This is a genomic window from uncultured Roseibium sp., from assembly GCF_947499295.1.
Classification (GTDB): Bacteria; Pseudomonadota; Alphaproteobacteria; order Rhizobiales; family Stappiaceae; genus Roseibium.
Map to the genome: position 1 here is coordinate 64,470 of NZ_CANMNP010000020.1, position 18,799 is coordinate 83,268.

Annotated in this window: 19 protein-coding genes; 12 read left to right on the forward strand and 7 right to left on the reverse strand. The window is 55.6% G+C overall.

All coding sequences use genetic code 11. From position 1 onward, the window contains the following. Positions 1 to 151: 151 nt before the first annotated feature. Complete coding sequence (locus Q0835_RS25105) at positions 152 to 853, forward strand: helix-turn-helix transcriptional regulator (RefSeq protein WP_298965381.1); 702 nt, start codon at positions 152 to 154, stop codon at positions 851 to 853. 103 nt (positions 854 to 956) lie between these two features. On the opposite strand, the gene Q0835_RS25110 is transcribed toward Q0835_RS25105, so the two are convergent. Further along, positions 957 to 1,364, reverse strand: a complete 408-nt coding sequence (locus Q0835_RS25110; protein WP_298965383.1) for a DUF4332 domain-containing protein — start codon at positions 1,362 to 1,364, stop codon at positions 957 to 959. Positions 1,365 to 1,410: 46 nt separating this feature from the next. Further along, on the reverse strand, positions 1,411 to 1,803 hold the full coding sequence (locus Q0835_RS25115; protein WP_298818451.1) for a DUF2267 domain-containing protein: 393 nt from the start codon (positions 1,801 to 1,803) through the stop codon (positions 1,411 to 1,413). A gap of 173 nt (positions 1,804 to 1,976) precedes the next feature. On the opposite strand from Q0835_RS25115, the gene Q0835_RS25120 reads away from it, so the two are divergent. The 5 genes from Q0835_RS25120 to Q0835_RS25140 all read left to right on the forward strand — a co-directional run bounded on the left by Q0835_RS25120 (position 1,977) and on the right by Q0835_RS25140 (position 7,429). Then, entirely contained in the window at positions 1,977 to 3,536 is a 1,560-nt protein-coding gene (locus Q0835_RS25120; protein ID WP_298818450.1) for a helicase HerA-like domain-containing protein, read from the forward strand. Positions 3,537 to 3,541: 5 nt separating this feature from the next. After that, on the forward strand, positions 3,542 to 4,504 hold the full coding sequence (locus tag Q0835_RS25125; RefSeq protein WP_298965385.1) for a cation transporter: 963 nt from the start codon (positions 3,542 to 3,544) through the stop codon (positions 4,502 to 4,504). 148 nt (positions 4,505 to 4,652) lie between these two features. Continuing rightward, positions 4,653 to 6,041: a dipeptidase gene (locus tag Q0835_RS25130; RefSeq protein ID WP_298965388.1), complete on the forward strand. Its 1,389-nt coding sequence runs from the start codon at positions 4,653 to 4,655 to the stop codon at positions 6,039 to 6,041. A gap of 60 nt (positions 6,042 to 6,101) precedes the next feature. Further along, the gene (locus Q0835_RS25135; RefSeq protein ID WP_298965389.1) at positions 6,102 to 6,683 is read left to right on the forward strand and encodes a TIGR00730 family Rossman fold protein; all 582 of its coding nucleotides are present in this window, start codon (positions 6,102 to 6,104) and stop codon (positions 6,681 to 6,683) included. A gap of 155 nt (positions 6,684 to 6,838) precedes the next feature. Then, complete coding sequence (locus tag Q0835_RS25140) at positions 6,839 to 7,429, forward strand: DUF1131 family protein (RefSeq protein WP_298818442.1); 591 nt, start codon at positions 6,839 to 6,841, stop codon at positions 7,427 to 7,429. A gap of 57 nt (positions 7,430 to 7,486) precedes the next feature. Here Q0835_RS25140 and Q0835_RS25145 read toward each other — a convergent pair whose 3' ends face one another. Continuing rightward, a complete protein-coding gene (locus Q0835_RS25145; RefSeq protein WP_298965393.1) occupies positions 7,487 to 8,524 on the reverse strand; it encodes a phytanoyl-CoA dioxygenase family protein in 1,038 nt (345 codons plus the stop codon). Positions 8,525 to 8,698: 174 nt separating this feature from the next. Here Q0835_RS25145 and meaB point away from each other — a divergent pair, with 174 nt between their 5' ends. Continuing rightward, entirely contained in the window at positions 8,699 to 9,688 is a 990-nt protein-coding gene (meaB, locus tag Q0835_RS25150; protein WP_298965396.1) for a methylmalonyl Co-A mutase-associated GTPase MeaB, read from the forward strand. Positions 9,689 to 9,693: 5 nt separating this feature from the next. Further along, a complete protein-coding gene (locus Q0835_RS25155) occupies positions 9,694 to 10,308 on the forward strand; it encodes a peptidase C15 (RefSeq protein WP_298965400.1) in 615 nt (204 codons plus the stop codon). Between the two features lie 30 nt (positions 10,309 to 10,338). Here the strand turns inward: Q0835_RS25155 and Q0835_RS25160 are convergent, their stop codons facing one another. Next, positions 10,339 to 10,926 carry a TetR/AcrR family transcriptional regulator gene (locus Q0835_RS25160; protein WP_298965401.1) on the reverse strand — a complete coding sequence of 196 codons (588 nt, stop codon included), beginning with the start codon at positions 10,924 to 10,926 and terminating at the stop codon, positions 10,339 to 10,341. A gap of 215 nt (positions 10,927 to 11,141) precedes the next feature. Between Q0835_RS25160 and Q0835_RS25165 the strand changes: the two genes are divergently transcribed. After that, positions 11,142 to 11,615 (forward strand): YHS domain-containing (seleno)protein, encoded by a 474-nt coding sequence (locus Q0835_RS25165; RefSeq protein WP_298965404.1) that lies wholly within the window; start codon positions 11,142 to 11,144, stop codon positions 11,613 to 11,615. Positions 11,616 to 11,789: 174 nt separating this feature from the next. Beyond that, positions 11,790 to 13,160: a TIGR03808 family TAT-translocated repetitive protein gene (locus tag Q0835_RS25170; RefSeq protein ID WP_298965406.1), complete on the forward strand. Its 1,371-nt coding sequence runs from the start codon at positions 11,790 to 11,792 to the stop codon at positions 13,158 to 13,160. Positions 13,161 to 13,171: 11 nt separating this feature from the next. Here the strand turns inward: Q0835_RS25170 and Q0835_RS25175 are convergent, their stop codons facing one another. Continuing rightward, complete coding sequence (locus Q0835_RS25175) at positions 13,172 to 13,972, reverse strand: dimethylarginine dimethylaminohydrolase (protein WP_298965408.1); 801 nt, start codon at positions 13,970 to 13,972, stop codon at positions 13,172 to 13,174. 12 nt (positions 13,973 to 13,984) lie between these two features. Here Q0835_RS25175 and Q0835_RS25180 point away from each other — a divergent pair, with 12 nt between their 5' ends. After that, positions 13,985 to 14,434 (forward strand): GNAT family N-acetyltransferase, encoded by a 450-nt coding sequence (locus tag Q0835_RS25180; protein ID WP_298965410.1) that lies wholly within the window; start codon positions 13,985 to 13,987, stop codon positions 14,432 to 14,434. 14 nt (positions 14,435 to 14,448) lie between these two features. On the opposite strand, the gene Q0835_RS25185 is transcribed toward Q0835_RS25180, so the two are convergent. Both Q0835_RS25185 and Q0835_RS25190 read right to left on the reverse strand, forming a co-directional pair. Then, complete coding sequence (locus Q0835_RS25185) at positions 14,449 to 15,477, reverse strand: asparaginase (protein WP_298965412.1); 1,029 nt, start codon at positions 15,475 to 15,477, stop codon at positions 14,449 to 14,451. Positions 15,478 to 15,511: 34 nt separating this feature from the next. After that, positions 15,512 to 16,690, reverse strand: coding sequence for an aminotransferase (locus tag Q0835_RS25190; protein ID WP_298965414.1), 1,179 nt, complete (start codon positions 16,688 to 16,690; stop codon positions 15,512 to 15,514). A 178-nt stretch (positions 16,691 to 16,868) separates the two neighbouring features. Between Q0835_RS25190 and Q0835_RS25195 the strand changes: the two genes are divergently transcribed. Next, positions 16,869 to 18,659 carry an SPFH domain-containing protein gene (locus Q0835_RS25195; protein ID WP_298965416.1) on the forward strand — a complete coding sequence of 597 codons (1,791 nt, stop codon included), beginning with the start codon at positions 16,869 to 16,871 and terminating at the stop codon, positions 18,657 to 18,659. The last annotated feature ends 140 nt before the right edge of the window (positions 18,660 to 18,799 follow it).

Genomic DNA, 18,799 nt, shown 5'->3' on the forward strand with positions numbered 1-18,799 from the left:
CTACCCTTATAATAAATGCGCGGCATTCGGGTTCAGTCCTCTTCTCGACAGGGTTTAGGCGGAACGCGTTACTAACCCATCGGCGGACGAAATCGGCTTGCGCCCTTCGTTCGCAAAAAAAGCGGCGCAAAAGCCGCAAAGGATGTGCACAATGCTTGATCAGACAGAACTAAAGAGCAAACTGAGAGCAATTTCTGAAGCCAACGCAGCGCACCATGTACTCGACATTCTCGAGTCAAATCTGCGCCGCATGGGGGCTACCCACATACTGATCACCGGTCTGCCTATGCCAAACCGGCCGATTGACAACCTGGTGCAGCGTTTTCGCTGGCCCGATCAGCGCAATGACGGCATCGAAAGCACTTCGCTTTCGGCCAATGACAGCGCATTAATGCTGGGCCTCGGCTCGAACAGAGCACGCGTCTGGACCATCACGGCAGGCGACATGGAACATTCCGATCTCCTGGCTTCTGCAGGTGAAAGCAGCCAGATTGTCGTTGTTCCCGTAACCGAACTTTATCCGTTCCAGGCCTTTGTCTTTGCAAGCGGCCCTTCGCTTCAGGTCAACAAGTATGATCTTTCGAACCTCGAAGTCCTTGCCGCTGCGGCCTTCTCCAGGCTGCGTGAGCTCGGTGTCGTGTCAGGACAGCGCCCTGGAGCTCTTTCGACACGCGAACGCAGAGTGCTTGAACTGACGGCCTATGGCAAAACGGCCGGTGAAATCGCCGACGTTCTCGATATTTCACAACGCACCGTTCATGCCCACCTGCAAAATGCCAGCGTGAAGCTGAACGCCTCCAACAAGACACACACAGTTGTCGAGGCACTGCGCTACGGGCAGATCAGCGTTTAGACATACTTGATCGCACCAGCAAAACTGGTTACGGCTTCACAACAAAAAAGGCGCGCAAATTGCGCGCCTTTTTCTTTCAAAATCAAATCACTACCGAGATTTCTTAATAATTCATCATAGGAGGCAGTTCTTTCGCCTGCTCCACCCATTTGGTGACCTGTGATTCACTCGGAACCTGGCGCACGAGTTTTTTGTCCTCGTTGACCTCTTGCATCTTGGCTGCAAGATTGGCTGCGTTACGGTGCTTAAGTTCCTTCACCGTATCGACACCAGCGGCCTCCAGAAGTTCGGAATACTCTTCACCGACACCGCTGATACGCATCAGATCGGCCATATTGGCCCATTTCAAAATGCGCTTGCCTTCAATACCCGTCTCGTCTTCAAGCGCTTTACGGCCCTTCGGATCCTTGGCACGCTCCAGATAAGCTTCGGTCGTCTTGATACCGAGCTCACCAAGCTTGGCAGCATATGTCGGGCCGATGCCCTCGATTTCGTCGATGGAATAAGCCATCCGCACAGTACTCCCTAAATCAACCGGCAACCGAACCCTGGGACAGTCATAGGATTTGGCTCAGCCCCGGAATTTGTGAAACCACGTCATCCACAACATCGTCCCCCGCTTTTTCCTTAGCATAGGAAATGAGTTCTTTGGCAACACTTTGAACACCGTCCATATCGAGACCGGCACTATTCAACTCATTGAGAGCTGCCATGGCACCCATGCCACCGCCCATCATGCTGCCGAGGCCGCCCAGAAGACCTCCGCCACCGCCATTCTCTTCGCGTGCGTCCACCAGGGCCTGCGCTCCAGGAAGAGCATCAAAGATGAGCTGCATCTTGTCCTCAGGGCCTTCCTTGTTCAGGAAACCGAGAATAATGCCGACAGCATTGGTCGCCATGCCTTCGTCGATTCCTGCAGCTGCCATGATGCGATTGATGAGCTCTTCCATGTCGTTCTCCTAAAGCATTTCCTGCACCACAGACTTCCCGGTGCGAGTCAGACACCTCTATACAGGTCCGAAATTGGTTCCGTCGATGGGATAACACATCGCATGCGCGCATTTTTGAAAAGGCTTTGCTAGGCTGGCGTAAATCAATCGGATTCGAAGGAGGTCGGTGGGACGTGAAGGCAAAGGACAGTATCTTTATCGGTGCAAGCGGCAAGAATGAAACGCTGGCTCTTAAACTTGCAAATCGACACGGCCTGATCGCCGGTGCCACCGGGACCGGCAAAACCGTTTCCCTTCAGATTTTGGCAGAGGGATTTTCAAAGGCTGGCGTGCCCGTGTTTTGCGCCGATATCAAGGGAGACCTGTCCGGTCTTGCCGCCGAAGGTGTGTCAAAGGACTTCCTGGAAAAGCGTGCCAAGGAAGTTGGTTTGAGCAAAAGCTACGAATACAAGGCTTTTCCATCCGTCTTTTGGGATTTGCTTGGCGAACAGGGGCATCCGATCCGCACAACAGTTTCTGAAATCGGACCGTTGCTGCTGGCCCGGCTTCTGGAACTCAACGACACGCAGGAAGGCGTGCTCAACGTTCTCTTTGAGCTTGCGGATGACGAAGGCATGTTGCTCCTGGATCTGAAGGATCTGCGCGCCATGCTTACCCATGTCGCGGAAAGGGCATCGGAGCTTTCTTCCGTCTATGGCAATGTTTCCAAATCATCCGTTGGCGCTATACAGCGCCGCCTCCTGGTGCTTGAACGCCAGGGGGGAGAAAACTTTTTCGGCGAACCCGCGCTCGACATCCGCGACTTTATCCGCACGGCACCTGATGGTCGTGGCATCGTCAACATTCTGGCGGCCGACAAACTAATGACGTCACCTCGCCTATACGGCGTCTTTCTCTTGTGGTTGCTGTCTGAACTGTTTGAAGAATTGCCGGAAGTCGGTGACCCGGAAAAACCGAAGCTTGTGTTCTTCTTTGACGAAGCCCACCTGCTTTTCAGTGACGCTCCCAAAGCTCTCGTCGAGAAAGTCGAGCAGGTTGTGAGACTGATACGCTCAAAGGGTGTCGGCGTCTATTTCGTGACACAGAACCCTCTCGATATTCCCGAAACGGTGCTGGCGCAGCTGGGCAACCGCGTTCAGCACGCTCTTCGTGCTTTTACGCCAAGAGACCAGAAAGCCGTCAGAGCAGCGGCGGAAACCTTCCGGCCCAACCCGGACCTCGACACGGAACGTGTCATCACTGAGCTCGGCGTCGGAGAGGCCCTGGTTTCAACGCTGGAAGGCAAAGGTATCCCGTCTATCGTTCAACGCACGCTAATACGGCCTCCCTCGTCTCGACTTGGCCCTATCAAAAAAGGTGAACGTCGATCCTTGATCCAGTCCAGTCCAATATTCGGTCTCTATGAACGCACCAGGGACAGGACGTCAGCCTATGAGATCCTCATGGGCCGGGCCGAAGAAGAACAGCGGCAGGAGCAGCGCCGCCGCGACAAGGAAGACAGCTACGCCAAAAAACACGGCGAGCCGCGCCGTTCCCGGTCCGGATTCCAGCTACCTGACTTTGGCCGCGATGACCGACCACGCAGAGACAGCCGGCAACGCAGCAGCCGTCGGCGCAGTCAGCGCGATACCGTGCTGGAAGCAGGTTTGAAATCTGCGGCGAGAAGCCTGGGCACTTCGCTCGGAAAGGCTCTTGTGAGAGGACTTCTCGGTTCACTCAAGCGCGGCAACTGACACAAATGCCCGCCAAGTCACCTTCGCCGAACGATATTGAACGTCGCGCGCTTGGCATTTCAAAATGGTCCAATCTCTTCATGGCCGCGGCCGGGATCTTGACAGCATGGCTGTCAAGATCGGATGCCATGCTCGTGGACGGCCTCTATTCAGCAGTCAATTTCGTCTCGGCCATTGCAGCGGCACGGATTGGCGCCAGGGTCGGACTCCCTCCGACGCGGAGCCGTCCCTGGGGACAGGATTTCGACGAGGTTCTTTATGTAACCTTTCGAAGCCTCATCCTGATTGGCGTACTGGTCTTTGCCGCAATCATCTCCTGCACCAAGATCTGGACCTTTTTCAACGGCGGCACGGTTCCCGAACTCGTCTTCGGACCGATAGCGATTTATGCCGTTGTCATCGTCGCGATTTGCCTGGGGCTGGCTTACAATTTTCATCGCGCTTACCGCTTAACCGGGCGCCGCAGTGAAATATTGCGTACCGAAGCTAGGGCAGCGCTTATTGACGGCGCCTTGAGCATTGGTTCCGGAGCAGCGCTTCTATCCTTGCCATTCCTCAAGGGCACCCCGCTGGCACCTTACGTCCCGATCGGTGACGCGGTTATCGTCCTGGCTCTGATCCTTGCCATCATCTGGCAACCGCTCTCGACTTTTCGCAAGACTTTGGCTGACCTTGCAGGCGTCAGTGCACCAAGTGGCACTCACACCAAAGCCACCCGAACCGCGCGCGACCTGGCGGGTGAATATGGCTTTCATTTTCACCGTGCGGCTGCGCTTCAGGCGGGGCGCATGCACTTTGTTGCCGTCTACATAAACCCTGAGCGAGCCGTGGTTGCGAGTGAAATCGATGCATATCGAGATACTTTGTCGGCAAGGCTGGAAGACAGGATCGGCCCCACGCGCGTGGAAGTCATAGTGACGGCGAACGATCTTCTGGAAAAGAAGACGCCAAACAGCCGGCCTTCCTGACTGCGACTTAGCGGGAATTTGGGAAAGGTCGCCGTCGCAAAGGAATATCCAATTGCACTGAACGCCCGGTTGTGGCCTGTTAGGCGTTTCTGTAGGAGCTTGAGTCCCTCGGGCTTCGTGCAATCTGTTCCAATATCGGGGATCCGTTATGAGTTCCATCGACAAGGTTCTGGCGCGCATCGACGCCAACCTAGACACCAGCCTTGACCGTCTCTTTGACCTGCTGAAGATCAAGAGCATCTCCACCGATCCTGAGTTCAAGGCACCTTGCCGCCATGCCGCAGAATGGTTGGCGAAGGAGCTGACGGAAATCGGCATCGGAGCCTCTGTGCGCGATACGGCCGGACACCCCATGGTCGTCGGTCACAAGAAGTCCGGAAAGCCAGGGCCTCACGTACTCTTCTACGGGCACTACGACGTGCAACCGGTGGACCCGCTGGAGCTCTGGAAAAATGATCCGTTCGAGCCCAGCATCGAAACGAAGGATGATGGCACCAAGATTATTGTCGCTCGAGGCTCCTCTGACGACAAAGGTCAGCTGATGACCTTTGTCGAGGCCGCTCGCGCATTCATAGCCGAAACAGGCGACTTGCCCGTCGATGTGACCATCTTATTCGAAGGTGAAGAAGAGTCCGGTTCTCCCTCTCTCCAGCCCTTCCTGCAGTCACACAAGGACGAACTGTCTTGCGACCTCGCCCTCGTCTGCGACACCGGTATGTGGGACGCGAAAACACCGGCCATTGCAGTCATGCTGCGTGGCATGGTTGGCGATGAGATCATCGTCAGGGCCGCCAGCCGGGATCTCCACTCAGGCATGTATGGCGGTTCCGCACAGAACCCCAATCACATCGTGGCAGATGTCATTGCCGGTCTTCATGATGCCAACGGCAAAGTCACCCTGCCCGGTTTCTATGACGGCGTCATCGAAATGCCGGAAAATGTAAAGGCACTCTGGGAAACACTCGGTTTCTCGGTGGAGGAATTCCTCGGCGATGTCGGTTTGAAATATCCACGCGGGGAAAACGATCGAACACCGCTGGAGCATCTGTGGACTCGGCCAACAGTTGAAGTGAACGGCATGTGGGGCGGCTACCAGGGAGCCGGCTCGAAAACCGTGATCCCCGCAGAAGCACACGCCAAGTTCACCTTCCGTCTTGTCGGAGACCAGGACCCGGACAAGGTTCAGGAATCATTCCGCGCGTATGTACGCTCGAAAATTCCTGAGGATTGCAGCGTTGAGTTCATTGCGAAGGATGGCAGTCCGGCACTCAGGCTGGATTTCGATATGCCGGCCCTGGAAAAGGGCAAACGAGCGCTTCACGATGAATGGGGCAAGGACACAGCTCTCGTCGGCATGGGCGGTTCAATCCCGATCGTCGGCGACTTCAAACGCCTTTTGGGCATGGACACGCTGATGATCGGTTTTGGATTGGAAGACGATCAGATCCACTCCCCCAACGAAAAGTACAATCTCACGAGCTTCCACAAGGGCATTCGCTCGTGGGCACGTGTCCTCGACGAATTGTCAAAGGACTAAAAACCTGATCAACGGCCGTGTCGGGTGTCGGCACGGCACAGCGCCATGGAGAAGGCATTCATGAAATCCATCTGCGTTTTTTGCGGCTCCAGCTATGGCGCTCAGGAAGCCTATGGCCACGCGGCCAAGGAGACCGGCCGCGTGATTGCGGAAAACGGCTATCGACTGGTTTATGGCGGTGCCAAGGTTGGCCTGATGGGGACAGTCGCAGATGCAGCCCTGGAAGCAGGCGGCGAGGTAATCGGCGTGCTGCCACGCTCACTGCAGGAGAAGGAAATCGGCCACGAGGGCCTGAACGAGTTGTACCTTGTCGGGTCCATGCATGAGCGCAAGGCGCTTATGGCTGATTTGTCGGACGCCTTCGTTGCTCTTCCTGGCGGCGTTGGCACACTTGAGGAAATCTTTGAGGTCTGGACCTGGGGTCAGCTTGGCTATCACCAAAAACCGTGTGGATTTTTGAACATTGAAGGATATTACGATCAGCTGGTCGCGTTCCTTGATCATCAGACCCAGGAAGCTTTCACAAAACAAGCGATGCGCGACATGGTTCAAATTTCCGTCTCGCCGTTGGACCTGATCGGAAAATTCGAAAACTACAGTCCTCCTTCCACCCCTAAGTGGATCAAGAGGGACGAAACCTGACCATCCATCTTGTCCGATACCGCCAAGCCGCTACGGAAAGCGATACGAACTTTCCACAGGGGTGCGACCGGTCTTTGCAAACAAGACGTTAGTTGCTAAGTCCTCTGTCAATCGCGCGCACTATTGTGCCGCAACACCCTGTTCGAGATTGTTTTATGCGTTTCAGTGCTGTCGCTACTGCATGTCTTTTTGCTCTTATTGGAGCCGCTTGTTCGCCGACTGCTGATCTCGACGGGACTTCGGGGCGCCTGGTTCGCACGTCGGATCTGACCCTTGTTCACATCACTGAAGACAGCGTCGGAGGCATCACGCCCGCAACAGCCTACGGCTCGAAGTCGATCGAAAGCGCCTTGCCAGGTTTCACTACGGAAGGCATCCAGACCGCCGTTGAGGACAACACCGAATGGGCACTGGCCGCATTCAACAGCGATGGCTTTCAGGTCCTTCAGGTGTTCAAAGGAGACAACGGCAAGGTACGCACCGTGCACGGCGTCACGCACCATTTGCAGGGCCCCAATGGCGAGCGTATCGGCATGACCTTCTCTGAAGTGGGCACCGCCCGTTCAGACTGCCGGGTCGGCAAGAATCTCTGGCGCGGCATGGCCATTTGCAAGTCGCGCGGGCATCAAAACGTCCAGCTGGTATATGCAATTCCGGGCTACCAGGGCCCTTTCGACCAATTGCCCCCATCCAAGGACTTGTTTGACGCTCAAATGCAGAGAATTCTTTGGACGCCTAAGAGCTGACAAAAGCACAGGTGCCAGCGGCCACAGCTTCGTTGGGCCTCAAAAAACCAAACGTCTTCAGACGTGTGGTTTCGATTTGACCATCACTTCGCCAACCGGCCGCCAGACATTGCGCATCTTCAGTGTCTTTTCCGCAGTATCTGCAAGATCCATCAACATCGGCATCCCCCGGTCCTGAATGAATGGCAAAGACTTTACGTCTCCGCCTGTCCAGGGAAGGAATGGATTTCGGCGCATATGCCAGTGGATCTCAGATCGGACTGTTGGCTTGTCGGAAGGCGTTCGACCGTGAAAGGCAAAGGTATCGGCAACCACAAGCGTGTTCTCCGGAACAGCCATTTTAACCGGTTGCGGAAGACCAAGGTCTGAAAGGTCTTCCCGCTTGATCCGAAACGATCCGCTCGCATGGTGCGACCGCGGATCCTTTGCAGCCGTCAACGAACACTCATATTCCCAGTCGAGGCGGTCTTTGGTCAGCTTGTGTGACCCGGGCACAAAGAAAAAGGGACCATCGTCCTCACCGACATCTTGAAGGAAGAGCCAGGCTTTTGAAGTGGCATGGAACGTGTCCGCATGCGCATCTGATTGCGGGTCTTTCTTCTTCACCTTTTGCGGCTCAACAAGCACAGTTTGAATAAAACTGAGCGGATACCCCCCTTGTGAGGCAGCATAGCGGATCATGTTAAGCGCGCGCGAGTCGCGAACGGCCTGCGCCAGTGCCGGGTTTTTGCTCAGGAGTGATGGAGGCAGCATGGTCATCCGCGTGACGGCCTGTCCCTGCCGCATTTCGCGCGCTTCCAGCGCCTGATTGAATACTTCTTCTTTTAGCTGAGCGTAGACCTCGGCAGGCAGGAAATCATGCACAAGGAAATATCCGTTTTCATCGAAAAACGCGTGCTCTTCCGGAGCAACCAGCCGTGCAAGACGCGCCCTGCGGGCCGCAGCCATGTCTGCTGCCAGCTTCACCCGCTTTTTGTGCAAGCCCCAGGTATTCAGACGTTCGCTGCCAAGCAGTGGGTTTTTCCGTGGCGACTTGTCTGTGCCTGCCAGCCCAAGAACCCATAGCGGTGCTTTCAAAAAAGAAAGGGGTGTCATGCTGTACCTGAAAAATCGTTGATCGAATTTGGTGTTATTAACACGGCATCAGGTGAAACTGACAAGCGGGAATGAGCTTGAATCCGAATTTTGATCACACCTTGCGGACAATGCATCAACGTTCTCCCTTTTGCGGCAGTGACCTTTGCCCTTACCTGCGCTAAGCGTTGAACCATGGCTCAGACACTCGACCCTTCTCGCCTGCTAAAGGATCTCAAGAACGGCAACCGCGCCGCACTCGCCCGCGCCATCACATTGGTGGAATCCAAAAAGGCGGATCATCGGCATCTGGCACACCAGCTAATACAGGACCTTCTGCCGCTGACAGGCCGGGCCACAAGGGTTGGCATAACCGGTGTCCCCGGGGTCGGCAAATCAACAACGATCGACACGCTCGGATCCAATTTGACGAATTCCGGTCACAGGGTCGCTGTTCTGGCGGTCGACCCCTCTTCCACCCGCACCGGGGGCTCGATCCTTGGAGACAAAACGCGGATGGCGCGCCTTGCGGTAGACGAAAATGCCTTCATTCGCCCATCTCCGTCCGCCGGAACGCTTGGAGGCGTCGCCGCCAAGACGCGGGAAACGATGCTTCTTTGTGAAGCGGCAGGGTTTGACGTCATTCTGGTCGAAACCGTCGGCATCGGGCAATCGGAAACCACTGTTGCAGACATGGTCGATTTGTTTTTGGTGCTGATGCTGCCCGGAGCCGGAGATGAACTGCAGGGTATCAAGAAGGGTGTTCTTGAAATCGCTGACATGATTGCGGTCAACAAGGCAGAAGGTGAAGGGGCCTTAAGGGCTCGCTCAGCAGCTTCGGACTATCGGGCTGCCCTTCACATCCTCGCACCAAAGTCACCCAACTGGTCTCCGCCTGTGGTGACAATATCCGGTCTTGCGAATGAAGGTCTGAGAGAATTGTGGCAACAAGTCGCCCATTATCGCGACAAGATGCAGGCAACGGGTGAGTGGAATGACAAGCGCAGCCGGCAACAGGTTGCCTGGATGTGGGATATGCTGCACCAACGCACGATGGATGCCTTGAAGACCAATTCAAGAACTGCGGGACGTCTGGACGATCTGGAGGCAAGCGTAAGGGCCGGAAAAACATCCGTTTCACTGGCTGTGGACGAACTGGCGGGTTTGATCGGTCTGGAGAATTAGGGCCAATGCGAAGAGCAAACAAAACAATCCTTGTGACTGGTTTTTCACCCTTTCCCGGAAGCCCTGTCAATCCGACTGAAATGCTGATGCACCGGCTCCCAAAACGGCTGGGTGAAAGTCATCGCGGTGTTTCATTTGTTTTTGCGGTCTTGCCGACAACCTGGGCCGGACGCGAAAAGGTGACGGATCGACTGCGCAAAACCATAAAGCCGGACGCAATCATTCATTTCGGTGTTGATGGCACACGCCGCACAATCAATCTTGAAACTCGAGCCGTGAACCAGGCCGTGCGGGTACGCCCGGACGCCGTCGGGGATGCCCCAAAGCAACCCGAACTTCAGATCAACGGAGAAAGATCGCGTAGCTCTACGCTGCCAGCGCGCGCCTTGCTTGAGGCGGCCAGCAGCAGCGGTGCACCGGTAAGGCTGTCCAGCAATGCCGGCACGTACCTTTGCAACGCGACACTCTGGGATTCCATCGGCTCCGGCATCCCGAGTATCTTCGTTCACGTGCCAACGCTCCCCAAAGGAAAGATGGACACACGCCCGTCCCTGCCGCGTGTTGAGGATGCGGCGGTCCGCATCCTGCAAGAAACTGCGAGGCGATTGCAAAGCAGCTGACGTTGATCTGCAACTGTCGACGTCGCAGATCTAGTGACCATCCTGGTCGAGCAATCGCTCGACCTGACGGATACAGTCCCCCGCCATTTGACCTGCAAGGCCAGCACGTCCCAGAACTCTCAGACCAAAATAGATCGAGAGAATTCCGCGCGCAGTTTCTCTTGCAGCTGCTTCGTTCAGGCGTTGGTCGTCGAGCAGAGCGCGAAAAAAAGAATTCTCGAGCCGATGGACCATTGCCTGAAGCTTTGCTTCTGCTTCCGCGTCTTCGGCCGCCTTGTCGACAAGCGCATTACACAAAAAACACCCTAGTCGATCGCCGTTCCGCCGGACTTCTTCAGCAACCTTGCCAAACAGTCCCAAGATGCGGGCACGGCCTGATCCCTGATTGGGATCGGTCAAAAAAGCAGCTGTCCCGCTGATTACCTTGTCGTTGTATCTTTCAAGTGCGGCAAGGTAGATGGACTGCTTGTCTTGAAAGGCTTTGTAAAAGGACCCTTTCGTGATCTCCATGGCCGCAAGAAGTTCGGACAGAGAGGCCTGTTCATAGCCGACTTGCCAAAACAATCCCATGGCCTTGTCCATGGCCTCATCGGCATCAAATTCGCGCGGTCTCGCCATTCTACCTCCAAGATGGATCACTCACGGATCAGTCACGTGAGATCACGGCCTTGTGTTTTGTACCAATCGGTTCCTAATACTATATCAAATATACCGGACAGAGACAAACATTAGCGCCTTATTAGGTACCAATTAGTCCCTAATAAACGAGTTACAACCTTCTTTTGTTCGGCTGCCTGTTCAACACACGAATACTTACGTGGGAGAATTCTGAAATGTTCAAAAACCTGATCCGCGGCACCGCAGCTACACTTGTTGTCTTTGCCGGACTTGTTTCCGGTGCCCTTGCTGCCGGAGCTGATGTCAACGCGACGATTACGGGCCTTGCACTCCGCGGTGTCGACCCGGTCTCTTATTTCTCCAACGGCGCTCCGCAGGCCGGCGATTTCCAGATTACCGAAGTTCACAACGGCGCTACATATCGCTTCACTTCGGAAGAAAACCGCGACCTTTTCAAGGCCAATCCTGCTAAATACCTGCCGCAGTACGGTGGCTTCTGTGCCTTTGGAACGGCAATGGGCGTAAAGGTCGATGGCGATCCTGACCTTTGGAAGATCGTTGATGGCAAGCTGTACCTGAACCTCTCCCAGTCCATTCAGGAACGTTGGAACAAGGACATTCCGGGCCACATCACGAATGCCGACACCAACTGGACGGACATCAAGGACGTTTCCCCAAGCGATCTGTGATCCCCTCTTGTCACTTTAGCATCGCTTGAAACACCGGCCGGGCGCCCCTCCCGGCCGGTTTTTCTTATTCAACGTCATCACAAAAGCCCGTTCCGGCACGCCCTTTGCTGAGTTCAGGTCAAACCCTGACTTTGCCTCCCATTGTGGGACGCTCGAAAGCAATTGGCCCGTTAGATGACACGAGACTTAGCAAAACTGAGCCGCCGCACGTTTCTTGCCGGGACAGCACTGTGCCTTTCTGGGACAGCTGCCGCTGCGCAAATGAAAGTCGCCGATCTCAGGGGATCCATCGATTCCGCAGATCTTGGGCTGCTTCCAAATGCTGCCGATGATCAGACTGCTCAGTTTCAAAATGCTGTTAACAGGGCGGTGGAACGCGGACGGGCGCTTTTTCTACCGGCAGGAACTTATCCGGTTGCCAATCTTCGCCTTCCTTCAGGCACATTGATTGTCGGTGTCCCGGGCCGAACCCGTCTTGTCTATCAAGGTGGCGGGGGCCAACTGGTGCGCGCTGAAGGCGTTACAAATATCGGTCTCACCGGCATAACTTTCGACGGTGCTAACCGCTCGATCGGCGATTTCACAGAAGGCTTGTTGCATTTCATCGGCGTGCGCAATCTGGTGATCGACAACTGCGAAATCGCAGGTTCCGCCAAGATGGGCGCTGTCCTGGACCGGTGTTCCGGGCGGGTCGAAAACTGCCGGATTTCGGGTGCAGCGGAAGCCGGGTTGCGTTCCAACGAAGCTGCTGGCCTCGCCATTACAGGAAACACTGTTACTGATTGTGCCAATGGCGGTATCTGGATTCATCGCTGGCGTGAAGGCGAAGACGGAACCATTGTCTCCGGAAATCGGGTAGAACGCATCGGCGCCCGATATGGCGGCACCGGCCAATTCGGCAACGGTATCAACGTATTTCGCGCCCATGGTGTTATGATCGCCAACAACCGTGTCGCTGATTGCGCATTCTCTGCAATCCGGTCGAACACCGGCTCGAATGTCCAGATTATCGGCAATTCATGCCTGCGCTCCGGCGAGACGGCAATTTATTCGGAATTCGGTTTTCAGGGTGCCGTGATTTCCAACAATATCGTGGACGGTGGCACGACAGGCATCTCCATTGCCAACTTCATGGATGGCGGGCGTATGGCAGTTTGTTCCGGCAATCTTATTCGCAATATTTCCGAAACTGGCCCCTATCCGCCGGAAGTTGCAGGCTTTGGCATCGGTATTGCCGCAGAAGCGGACACGGCGTTGACCGGAAACATCATTGAAGGCGCTCCCAAGTTCGGAATGATGCTCGGATGGGGCCCCTATATGCGCAACGTGACCGCCTCTCAAAACGTCCTCAGAGAATGCGGCACGGGCATTGCCGTGACAGTCGTTGATGGCGCAGGCCCTGCGGTAATCACCGGAAACATTGTCCAGGGCTCGAAAAACGGTGGCATTAACGGCTTCCGCTGGCTGGAACGCGCCACAGGCGAATTGAACAACCACTCCGAATTTTCAAACCTGACAGTGAACGGCAACCAAGTAGCCGCTTGAAAGGCAAACGTTTAGCCGAGTGCAAATCGCAGGGACAGACAGGATAGTCCACCGTCGACTTTGCGCGCTTCATGGGTTGGCAGGACCACGGTCTTGAAGCCCGCTTTCTCAATAGCTGCCAGTGTTTTTGGGTATCCCTCCGGCACCAGGACAACATCATTCACACGAATGACATTGGCAGCGTAATCCTCTCCCTCCGCCACAACCACGATGGGCCGTCCATTGAAAAACCCACTCTCGGCCATGACACGAGTGGCAAGAATGACGCCATCGCCAAGTGTGGAACAAGCCGTCTTGAAGTGAAGAACCCCTCGGGGTGTTTCGCAGACTTCCGCTTGATACCCCCAATCACCAAGCAATTTCGCAAAGGCGTCAGCGCCATCCCTGTCGGTCCGTGCTGAAAGACCTATCAGGATAGTGTCGTCAAGCATCAGAACGTCGCCACCATCCACATGGCCATTGCCGGGCAGCACCTCCACCTTTTCAAAATGACCTTCCAGCGCGGCACGGATCTCCTTGCCTTCACCCAACCGGCTTTCTGTCCCGGGCCGCAACTGGATGGCGGCATTCGGCAGACAAAATGCCGGGTCTTCGACAAAGCAGCTGTCCGGATAGGCTTCAAGTGCAGGCAGAACGTCGACACTCAGCCCTGCCTCTTGCAGAGCCTTGATATAGAGCCCATGTTCTTCGCGAAATTTATCACCGCTCGGGTCGCCGCTATCGACCGCACGGATACCGTTGGCAACACTATTGGCCGGTGTCCGGGCAATTGCATGTGTAAACTGAAATGACAGACCGGCGCGATGCGTCATAACGGAACTCCCATGAACAAGACTTCCGCCAACACAGCCATTCGAAAGGCAGAAATGCAAGATGCTGCCACCTTGAAAACGTGCATTGAAAGGGCCTATGCACCAGTAAGACTGAAGCTGAGCGATCTGCCGGATGTTTCTGCCGGAATTGAGGAGGACATCGCCGGCAACGAGGTGTTCATTGCAGAAACCGATGGCTGCACGGCAGGCTGTGCAATTCTGTCTTTCGACGGATCAAGGGCACATTTGAGCAACATTGCCGTTGACCCGGATTTCAAAGGACAAGGCATCGGCAAGGCATTGATCGGCGCCGTTGAAGCTGCTGCAAGAGCAAAAGAAGTGCCCGTAATCCACCTTGCGACCCACGTTTCGATGCCGGAGAATGTCGCGCTCTACAGCCGGTTAGGTTGGCTGGAGACACAAAGAACCGGCAACAAGGTCCTGATGGAAAAGAGCCTTTAAAGATCGAAACCCTTTTAAGGCAGCGCCGCTTTCAAGGCACTCAAAAATTCATCAGTCGGCTTCATATGTCCCGCCTGAACGCCTTTGCGTGTCAAGATGGACGGATTGACGAGACTGTCCAGAAGCGCGGCCTCTTCTTCGTTGAGCTCAAGCACGGCTTCCAGAATGGTTGCCATGATGACCTCAGCCGCCCGTGTAGCTCCGTCGTCGCATTTGAGTGCAATTCCGAAGCCGAGTTCAGGCACTGAGCCGCAATAAACTCCCTCAGCTCCGGTTTTGACCAGGACGCGTCCGCGAAAGCCTTCCATGACCTTGGTACAGAAGCGGTCGGCACCGGCCACCATGTAAGGCTCATTGATGCAGGCGTTGTAGATTCGCTCGGCGGCCTCAGCTCGAAGTGGTTCAAGGCCTTCACCTGTGCCAAAGGATGCAAATGCCCGTGCGAAACCTCTCAAGGGCGAGGCATAGGTCGGGATGGAACAGCCGTCTGTGCCGCAAACGTCTTCTGAAAGAGTATCGCCTGTGAGTTGTTCCATCACCAGGCGGACCTCGCGCTGGACAGGGTGACCAGGCTCGACATAGCCACGCGTTTCGACACCCATGACTTTTGCAAGCCCCAGAAAGCCAGCATGTTTACCTGAACAGTTGTTGTGCAGTCCGGATGGCGTCTCGTCGGTCAAGATCAGCTTTGCCGCATCTTCCATGCGCTGTGGCCATTGCGGACCGCATTCCAGATCATCTTCGGTAAAGCCCGCCTTCATCAGCATGACCTTGGCCGAGTTGGCGTGCACTTCCTCTCCGCTGTGAGAGGCACAGGCAAGTGCCAACTCCGCGTCGTTCAGATCCAACGCATCGGCTGCTCCAGACTCAACAAGCGGGATTGCCTGCAGAGCCTTGATCGCGGACCTGGGAAACACCTTGGCATCGATATCTCCAAGGCTGCACACGATATTGCCCGAGGCATCTGAAATCGCGACGCAACCGCGATGCAGGCTCTCGGTGAGATTGCCGCGTGTGACATCGACCAGTACCGGGTTGTCCATAAAGTTTCTCATCTTGAAAACATGTCTTTTCAGGCTAGGCAGATTCGGTTCGTGCTGCAGTCAAAAAGGTCCTTAGCCGGATGAGCGCTTCGTCGATCACCGCATCCTGCTTGCAAAAACAAAACCGGATAAAGCCGGTCGGAGCCTCTCCGCCATAAAAGGCAGACACGGGAACAGCTGCAACACCTGCGTGCTTGACCAGTGTTTCACAGGCCTCCACGTCTGTCGCGCCAAGACCCAGGTTACCGATGTCACAAGTCAGGAAATAGGTTGCAGCACACGGTAGAACCGAAAAACCGAGGTCACTGAGGCCCTTGGCCATCCGATCTCGTTTCGCGGCCAGGTCTCGCACCAGACTTCCATAGTAAGCGTCATCTTTGCCAAGACCAAACGCAACGGCCTTTTGCAGATGGGGCGGCGTTGTGAACGTCACCCATTGATGTGCCTTTGCAATCGGGTCCATCAACGGCGCTGGCCCCGTGATATACCCCACCTTCCAGCCAGTCAGAGAAAAGGTCTTTCCTGCAGAACCGACACGCAATGTGCGTTCGCGCATACCGTCAAAGGCCATCAATGGCCTGTGTACCGCTCCATCAAACACGAGGTGTTCGTAGACTTCGTCGCAAATGGCATAGGCATCATGTTCTTTGCAAAGATCAGCCACCAGTTGAAGTTCGGCGTCGGAAAAAACCTTCGCTGTCGGGTTCATCGGGTTGTTGATCAGGATGGCTTTTGTCTTTTCGGAAAAAGCCTCGCGCAGCGCCGCCTCGTTCAACGCCCAGTTCGGAGGGGTCACCCGCACCCGTACGGGTATCCCGCCCGCTTGCCTGACCAGCGGCAGATAACAATCGTAAAGCGGTTCGATCAGCACAACCTCATCGCCAGGCGAGATGAGCGCGAAGATGCAGTCCGCCAGGGCTTCCGTTGCACCGGAAGTCACAATGACTTCGCTGCCGGCGTCGATATCTAGGCCATAGAACCTCTTGTTGGCCGCAGCCACGGCGTGACGCAACTCAGGTAAGCCCAACATCGGCGGATACTGATTTGGACCATCGATCAGCGCTTGAGCTGCCTTTTGTCGGATGTCTTCAGGCCCGTCCACATCAGGAAACCCCTGACCGAGATTCACCGCCTTGTGGGTCATGGCAAGCCGCGACATGGTCTCGAAAACGGTTGTATTGATACCGGTAAAGACAGGATTGGTGGGCTTCATGTTTCCTCCCGCAGATCCGGCGTTTCTACTGCGCGTCTGTCTCGCCGTCGAGCCTTTTGTCCAACGGGTTTTCACGCGTTGCGGCAATGAGCATTGGATTTGTGGAAGCTTGGTTTGACTCTGACGTGACCACGGCATCTGATACGCGGCACCAAGAAGTCGCAGCGGGAGACGGTCGATGCTGAGCGTGATCATCGGAATTCTGGCAATTGTAATCGGAGCTGCCGCGTTCATGCGCCGGACCGGTGCACCTGTTGGCAGCCACCGCCTCTTGAGGGTCGTCAGCAGCCGTGCCGTAGGTGTCGTCATGATACTGATTGGTGCCTTCATGCTTTTGTCGACATCTTTCATTCTCGTCGACGCAAATGGTGTCGGACACCTGAAACGGATCTATGCCTTCAAGGAACTGCCTGAAGGCCGCATCATCGCGCTTGATGGAGAAAAGGGCCCACAGGCGCAGATCCTTGGTCCCGGGTTTCATTTCATCCCGCTGGTCCGGGTCTTGTATGATTTTGAGGAATGGGACGTGGTGACCATTCCGGAGGGTTTCTATGCACAGCTTACTGCGCTCGATGGCAGTGCCATGCCGGCAGGCATGTTTATGGCACCTGCCATTCCCGATTCTGATGTTGGGGATATGCTCAAGGCAGAAAGCTTCCTGACAAAAGGGGGAATTCGCGGGCCACAGGAAACGGTTCTGAAGCCTGGGCAATACCGCCTCAATCGCTACCTGTTTGACATTCGCCTGGATGAGAACACTGACGCGACCATTATCCCGGCGGGCCATGTCGGCGTCGTAAAATCTAATGTCAGTCAACCCGGCATCAACTGCATCGAAGAGGAAGTCTCTGCATCTGCCGTGTCGCGCGAAGCTCTGACGGTACCCCTCGTTCCACGCGGCTGTGTTGGTATCTGGAAAGACCCGCTATTCCCCGGTGCCTACTACCTCAACCGTCAGGCGTATGAAGTTACTCTTGTAGATACACGCGTTCAGACCTGGGAATACAAGGGCGGATACACAAAAAGGATCATCGATCTATCCGTCGACCAGCAAGGCAATATTCAACAAAACGAACGCTCCGTTCAGGAACGGATACCTGAGGATGCCGCCGACAGGGCTGTCTTCGTCAAGGTGGAGGGATGGGACATCCCGCTTGAACTCAGGGCTTTGGTGCAGGTTGATCCTTCCAATGCTCCGGTTGTTGTCGGGTCAGTCGGTGGTCTGGGAGAAATTGAAAACCGGATCCTGACACCCGCCATCCGCTCAATTGTGCGAAATGTCGCCGGTGCTTCCATCAGGGTCCCCGACAAAAATGCGGACGGAACGGCCACGGATCCGCAAACTTATACCCTCCGGCCGACCCGGGTGCTGGACCTGATCGAAAACCGGGACGCTCTCGAACAGACAATCGAGCAACAGATCAAGGTGGAAGGCAACAAGGCCGGGGTCGACATCAGGGAGATCCGTCTGGGAGAACCTGCAATCCCGCCGGAACTGCTGGTTTCACGCCTGCGCGTTCAGCTCGCCGATCAGCTATCGAACGCATACGAGCGTGAGACCGACGCCCAGCAAAAACGCATCGAGACCGAGCAGGCCCGATCTACTGCGGATGAGCAGCCGAGACTGGTGGAAGCGCAAATTGCCGTTCAGGTTGCCAACCAGCGTGAACAGGAACGCGCAGCGCTTGGCCGGGCTGAACGGCAATATCTGGAGGAACTTGCCAGAGGGCAGCGGGCTCAGGTGGATGTGCTTGGCCAGGACCGCGTTGCGCTTCTGCAAGCTCTTGAAAAACTGCTGACGTCTCTGGAACGCAAACCGGAACTTGTCGGGCTGGTTGGCAAACTGGTCCCGAACACTGTTGTGGGCGGCGACAGCGGCTTTGCCGGTGCGGCTGCCCTACTGGGTGCCAGCTTGGGCGGGACTCAGGGCCAGGCTTCAAATCCCGGCCGTCCTGCGGCCCAGCAGTAACAAGGACCAGAGCCCGTCGTTAAGATGGGCCGATGTCGGGGCTGTTATACTGCCAGGCCATCGTTAGAAGGTTTGGATACGCCTTGAAAATTGCATCGCAACTGGTTCATTGGAAATGTGATCCGGTTCAGGATTTTCGG

Bases quoted from the DNA above. Each gene is read 5' to 3' on its own strand.
- Q0835_RS25105 (WP_298965381.1), top strand. From the start codon at position 152: ATGCTTGATCAGACAGAACTAAAGAGCAAACTGAGAGCAATTTCTGAA.
- Q0835_RS25110 (WP_298965383.1), bottom strand. From the start codon at position 1,364: ATGGCTTATTCCATCGACGAAATCGAGGGCATCGGCCCGACATATGCT.
- Q0835_RS25115 (WP_298818451.1), bottom strand. From the start codon at position 1,803: ATGGAAGAGCTCATCAATCGCATCATGGCAGCTGCAGGAATCGACGAA.
- Q0835_RS25125 (WP_298965385.1), top strand. From the start codon at position 3,542: ATGCCCGCCAAGTCACCTTCGCCGAACGATATTGAACGTCGCGCGCTT.
- Q0835_RS25130 (WP_298965388.1), top strand. From the start codon at position 4,653: ATGAGTTCCATCGACAAGGTTCTGGCGCGCATCGACGCCAACCTAGAC.
- Q0835_RS25135 (WP_298965389.1), top strand. From the start codon at position 6,102: ATGAAATCCATCTGCGTTTTTTGCGGCTCCAGCTATGGCGCTCAGGAA.
- Q0835_RS25140 (WP_298818442.1), top strand. From the start codon at position 6,839: ATGCGTTTCAGTGCTGTCGCTACTGCATGTCTTTTTGCTCTTATTGGA.
- Q0835_RS25145 (WP_298965393.1), bottom strand. From the start codon at position 8,524: ATGACACCCCTTTCTTTTTTGAAAGCACCGCTATGGGTTCTTGGGCTG.
- meaB (WP_298965396.1), top strand. From the start codon at position 8,699: ATGGCTCAGACACTCGACCCTTCTCGCCTGCTAAAGGATCTCAAGAAC.
- Q0835_RS25155 (WP_298965400.1), top strand. From the start codon at position 9,694: ATGCGAAGAGCAAACAAAACAATCCTTGTGACTGGTTTTTCACCCTTT.
- Q0835_RS25160 (WP_298965401.1), bottom strand. From the start codon at position 10,926: ATGGCGAGACCGCGCGAATTTGATGCCGATGAGGCCATGGACAAGGCC.
- Q0835_RS25165 (WP_298965404.1), top strand. From the start codon at position 11,142: ATGTTCAAAAACCTGATCCGCGGCACCGCAGCTACACTTGTTGTCTTT.
- Q0835_RS25170 (WP_298965406.1), top strand. From the start codon at position 11,790: ATGACACGAGACTTAGCAAAACTGAGCCGCCGCACGTTTCTTGCCGGG.
- Q0835_RS25175 (WP_298965408.1), bottom strand. From the start codon at position 13,972: ATGACGCATCGCGCCGGTCTGTCATTTCAGTTTACACATGCAATTGCC.
- Q0835_RS25180 (WP_298965410.1), top strand. From the start codon at position 13,985: ATGAACAAGACTTCCGCCAACACAGCCATTCGAAAGGCAGAAATGCAA.
- Q0835_RS25185 (WP_298965412.1), bottom strand. From the start codon at position 15,477: ATGGACAACCCGGTACTGGTCGATGTCACACGCGGCAATCTCACCGAG.
- Q0835_RS25190 (WP_298965414.1), bottom strand. From the start codon at position 16,690: ATGAAGCCCACCAATCCTGTCTTTACCGGTATCAATACAACCGTTTTC.
- Q0835_RS25195 (WP_298965416.1), top strand. From the start codon at position 16,869: ATGCTGAGCGTGATCATCGGAATTCTGGCAATTGTAATCGGAGCTGCC.